Source organism: Bacillus sp. JCM 19034, assembly GCF_001310635.1.
GTDB lineage: Bacteria > Bacillota > Bacilli > Bacillales > Bacillaceae_D > Halalkalibacter.
On record NZ_BAXR01000039.1, the window covers coordinates 1 to 6,016 of the forward strand.

The following is a 6,016-nucleotide window of genomic DNA, read 5'->3' on the forward strand; positions in this document are numbered from 1 at the left end:
CATACGGTCACGTTCCAAGCAACGATTGAAATGAATCAATCAGGAAACACGATTGAAAACGTAGCAACAGTTGAGGCTGGTAATGTGGAGACACCAGGAACTCCAACTGAGTCGATCACGGTGGAAAAAGAACAGTCACCTCCACCAAAGGAACCGGAGGAGAAGCAACCAGAACCAAAACCGGAACCAAAGCCTGAAGAAAAACTACAACCAGACAAGCCGGAAGTAAAAGGTGATGAATCAACGCAACCAGAAGAGACATTACCAAATACAGCAACGAACAACTTCAATTACTTCCTAGCCGGTTTGATATTCTTGTTAGTGGGCACTGGCATATGGTATTGGAGAAGGAAAAAGGTAAGTGTAGAATAAGGTGAGGAAGACCTTTCCCTAAATCTAGGGGAAGGTCTTTTTGTCCTGTCACTCCTAATAGTAATATAGGTATTTTTAAGGAGGTTATTAAAATTAGTTAATTAGAACTATAAAGTTTTTCGGGGTCTGTCTGAAAAGACAGTCGATTAGCACTATAAAGAGTCGAATACATTTATCCGATAAAATAGGAAATAGGGATAAATAGTAAATGGAGGAAAGATTTCAATCCTTATTAAAATATCATAACACCTTTAAATTCATAAGGTCATCGATGTCTATTTTCAATGTTTCAAGGCTACATCTCTTTGTTAAGTTTCTAGTATCTAAATACGTGATTGCGTATTTGATATACATTTTACGAGGTATGAAAAAGTATTACCCTGCCTCGTACCATATTAGGGAGGTGATAGAATTTCTAGGTGGTCTAAAGGAGTTTAAAGTATTTTATGATAGATAGGAGGGACAAAAGATTGAAGCACAAAAGATTAATCAGTAAAAAAGAATAGGCTAAGAGTAAAAAAATCCTTTCTTTTATTCATTACATTATTGGTGAGTTTAAGTGGCATCATGCCAGCAACCCCTATTGCGATAGCAGAAGATGGAATGAGTATTGAGCAGCCAGTCGTGTCTAAAGATATCGATGGTGAAGAGAAGAAAGAGATTGAGAGAAATCAAGACTATTCATATAACATCAACGTGCAATTGCCAGATAGTGTATCTGATTATGAATCATTAGTTATTACGGATGATATTGATCCTCGAATAACGATTCAAGAAACATCTGTATATATCAATGATGAAGTAAACGATGCATTAGAAGCAGTTGTCAATGAGCAAAATGTATCCTTAGCATTGACAGCAGAGCAGATTAGTGAGCTTGCTGAAAAAGAAGTCAAGCTGCGAATTGATACAAAACTGAGTGATGACGCTGTCACGGAAGAGGAAATTGATAACGTTGCCAAGGTCGTCATTAATAACAACCTTGCTATTGAATCCAATACAGTGACAGTAACACCAAGTGAAGTAGAGGATTTAGAAGATGATTCGGATGAAGTAGATGAAAATAATTCTGAGGGATCTGAGCAAGAAAAACAGGTTGAGGAAGCAGATGACGAAAGAGTTGCTGTAACCACTAGTACTGAAGAGGTAAAGACAACAGCAACTACAAATAGCAATTGGCTAACCTACAAATTTGACGAGTTCCCTAGTGGTACTGCTAATCAATTGTTTAATGTAAATGGTGCTGCGGAATTTCCTGAGGGGTCAAATTTTATACGGTTAACACCACCTGCTCCACTACAAAGTGGTGCCGTTTTTACTGAACTTGCTGCTTGTCCAAAAAATGATTACTCATTTAGTACAGCATTTTCTTTTGGAATAGGTAATACAAGTCCTGATGGTCCAAGTGATGGATTAACATTTACGATTCAGACAGGTACAACCAGTAATCCAGTAGAAGGTGGTAGCATCGGGTATTACGATATTAAACCTAGTTTTACTGTTAAATATGATACGTTTCAAAACACAGTTTATAATGATCCTTCTGCAAACTACATTGGAATAGCACAAAATGGAGAACTGGTCAATCAACCTGGTTGGTATACCGATTTGGATCAGTTTAATGCTGAAAATGGGACCGATTTTGTTTTATCAAATGGGACACAGTATTATTCATGGATCGATTATGATGGGTTAAATCAAAATGTTCAAGTTCGGTTAGGTACTTTACCGGACAGAGAAAGTTCATCGTTAGTATTAGAAGTAAATAATATTGATCTTGATGAGATATTCGACGGTGCACCGATTCATTCAGGTTTTACTGCTGCAACAGGATCTCCTAATTATGAGACTCATGATATTTATAGTTGGTACTTTATCAATGATTATGCACCTATTAGTACGCTTGATCCGCAAAATGACTATAGGCAAGCACCTAGTAGTGTCGAATTAGAGGTAGAGGATGCAGATAGTTCAGGTGAATATAATGTTACTGCAACATTACTTGATCCATTAGGGAATCCAGTTCCTGACGCATCTCTTGATTCATTCACTTCGACTGAAGGGGAACTAACGGGTCCTAACGGAGAGCCTGTAGCAGATTTAGTAGCAGATGCTGATGGAAAAATTCAAGCGGTATTGAAAAATGTCAATCCTTATGAAGACGTAACAATTTCAGCTACTATCAATTGTGAACAAGATTCAGTAACGATTCCGGCAACTGATGAGCCGCCAATTGATCCGTGTGCTGCGCCAGTTGCGTTGATTAATGGTAGTTTTGAGGAGCCACCTGGACCTGGTTCATTAAATGGTACATTTGGGTACTATGAAGATGAAGTTCCCGGTTGGATGACGACTGATGATAGTAGTGGAGTAAAATGGATTGAAATCTGGAACTACAAGGAAGGATATCCTGAAGATGCAAAAAACTATCCGGCACCTCCACATGGAGATCGCTATGCAGAATTAAATGCTAGTGACAATGGCATGTTATATCAGGATGTACAGACTACACCGGGTCAAACTATTTACTGGAGGCTTTCACATAAAGGTCTTTACGGGGAAGACACAATGCAATTGCGTATCGGGGCAGTAACTGATGACCCTTATGATACTGAAATTATTGAACAAATGTCTACTGACAATACAGCATGGGAAACGTACACTGGAATATATACTGTTCCAGCGGGCCAAACAATGACAAGGTTTGGATTTGAAGCAGTTGCTTCCAGTAATGGGTCTATAGGACACGGGAATCATTTAGATGATATATTCCTAGGAACGGAGCCGTGTATTGTCGGAGTGAAAACTGTCTCACCAGAAGGAGAAGTTTCTGCTGGACATGAACTCACCTACGAAGTAAATGTCAAAAACGAAGGTGGAGACATTGCTGCGAATACCGTGTTAGAAGATATGATTCCAGAAGGTACGGAGTATGTGCTAGGTTCGTTAAAAATCATTGACGGTCCGAATGCAGGAGACTTAACAGATGTAGCTGATGATGACGCAGGCCAGTTTGACGGAGAAAAAGTCATCGTAGAGTTAGGTGATCTGCCAAATATTAACACTTCACCAGATGGAGTTACCGTCCAATTTAAAGTAAGAGCACTGGACACAGATTCCGAGATACAAGTAGTTAACCAAGCACAAATTAACTATGATAACCTATTAACAAATGAAAAAGAAACTGTAGAAACGAACGAAGTAACGAACACGATTTTACCTTTAGAAGATATTGATGCGTGTTTAGCACCAGTTACATTGATTAATGGTAGTTTTGAGGATCCGATATATTCACCTAATGATCCAAACCATGTTAGGTATAATAATCATCCTTGGTTTGAGCTTGATCAAGAGTTTGTTCCAGGTTGGCAAACAACGGATTCTACTGGTTTACTTGAGATTATGAATAAAGATTTAGCTGATGATGCGAGAGCCAACTATCCACCAGACCATGGTCAATTGGCTTGGGCATTTGACCCAGCTCATGGGGAGCAGTTTGCTGAATTAAATTCAAAAGAGTTTGCACAATTATATCAAGACGTGGAAACAACTCCGGGGCAGATGATATATTGGCGTTTAGCTCACAGAGGTGTACTGGGTGAAGACACAATGGCTGTAAAAATTGGTCCAAACACCACAGCCCCAAGAGATTTACCAACTATTGAAACCGTCACTACGAATAATGATGAGTGGCAATATTACATAGGGACATATACGGTTCCTGCTGGTCAGACTGTTACACGGTTTGGGTTTGAAGCGGTTGATTCAGCTACGGGTGATATAAATGTAGGGAATGTGTTAGATGACATCTTTCTAGGAACAGAGCCTTGTATAGTTGCAGAAAAAACAGTTTCCCCAGAAAGAGAGGTATTCCCAGGACAGCAGTTAACCTATGAAGTGACCGTTAAAAATGAAGGCGGAGATGTTGCAGGAGATGTAGTCTTTGAAGATGTCATTCCAGAAGGTACAGAATATGTCCCAGGGACATTAAAGATAAAAAATGGCCCTGGTGAAGGTGATCTTACTGATGAGTTCGATGGTGATGCTGGTTATTTTAACGGAGAACAAGTCATCATTCAATTAGGCGATCTTCCGAATACAACGGATTTACCAGATGGCATTACCGTCCAATTTCAAGTGAAAGTACTCGACACCGATTCAGAAAAAGAGGTTGTCAATAAGGCCCAAATCAATTATGACAACTTATTACTTAATGAAAGAAATGAAATAGAAACAAATGAAGTAACAACAACAGTCATACCATTGGAAGAAATCGATGCATGCGCAAGACCGGTTGCATTGATTAATGGTAGTTTTGAGGAAGGACCTGCTCGTGGTTCCTATAATGGCAGCTGGGCTTTTTATGAACATGAAGTACCTGGTTGGTTAACAACGGATGATAGCCAAGGAGCAAAAATTATTGAGATATGGGATTATGCTCGTAACTATCCTAGTGTAGTTAGAAGTTTTCCCGCACCACCAGATGGCTCTCGTTATGCTGAATTAAATGCTTATATCAACGGGTTATTATATCAAGATGTTGAGACAACACCAGGACAAACGATATATTGGCGATTATCACATATGGGTAGACAAGGTGTCGATACAATGCAGGTTCGATTTGGACCAGCAACCGATAACCCGTATGACACGATGGTTCAAACACAAATGTCGACAGGTAATACCGCATGGGAAACGTATACAGGTACCTATACAGTGCCAGCAGGACAAACTGTTACACGTTTTGGTTTTGAAGCAGTTGAAACAGCAGGAGGAAACCTTGCTGCTGGAAATTTCTTAGATGACATCTTTCTAGGAACAGAGCCGTGTGTGGTCGCTCAAAAAACAGTTTCACCGGATGTCGAAGTATTCGCCGGTGACGAGTTAACTTATGAAGTGACAATTGTAAATACAGGTGGAGATATTGCCGCAGATGTCGTATTTGAAGATGAAATTCCTGCAGGTACAGAATATGTTCCAGGATCGTTAAAAATTATTGATGGTCCAGGTTCAGGAGACCTAACAGACGAAGATGATGGTGATGCTGGACTTTTTGACGGCGAAAAGGTGATCGTTCATTTAGGAGACCTTCCGAATAGTAATGATTTACCTAATGGTGTCACTGTTCAATTTAAAGTAAAAGCGTTAGTGGATGATGCCATTGATGAAATCATCAACCAAGCACAAATTGAGTATGAAAATCTACTAACTAATGAAAAAGTAGAAACAGAAACAAATGAGACAACTACGCCGTTAGCGTATCATGACCCAGTATTAGAGTCAGAGAAAGTAGCGGAACTAGTTGAAAAAGCCGAAGGCAATACAGATACAGAGAACGCAGAAGTGGGAGATACGCTGCTGTATACGATTCAAACCCGAAATACAATTGAAGATAGTTTAGTGAAGAACTTAATCATTCGTGATGAAGTACCAGAGAGCCTCGAGTATGTGTTAGGGACCTAGAGGTTGATGGACAAGCAGTCACAGATGACGAAGACGGCGATGCTGGCCATTATGTGGACGGGGAAATTGTCGCACAGTTCGGTGATGTCAGAGATACCGATTGGCATACAGTGACGTTCCGAGTAACAGTCGGGGAAGGTCAGGCAAGTCAAGATATTGAAAACATCGCCACAGTCGATGG

2 protein-coding genes are annotated in these 6,016 nt (G+C 39.9%); both read left to right on the plus strand.

Annotated features, from left to right (window positions below):
- The coding region (locus JCM19034_RS20365) for an LPXTG cell wall anchor domain-containing protein (protein WP_156324087.1) at positions 1-372 on the plus strand (372 nt) is incomplete at its 5' end.
- Between the two features lie 567 nt (positions 373-939).
- On the plus strand, positions 940-5,835 hold the full coding sequence (locus JCM19034_RS20370) for an isopeptide-forming domain-containing fimbrial protein (protein ID WP_062052604.1): 4,896 nt from the start codon (positions 940-942) through the stop codon (positions 5,833-5,835).
- Positions 5,836-6,016: the final 181 nt, after the last annotated feature.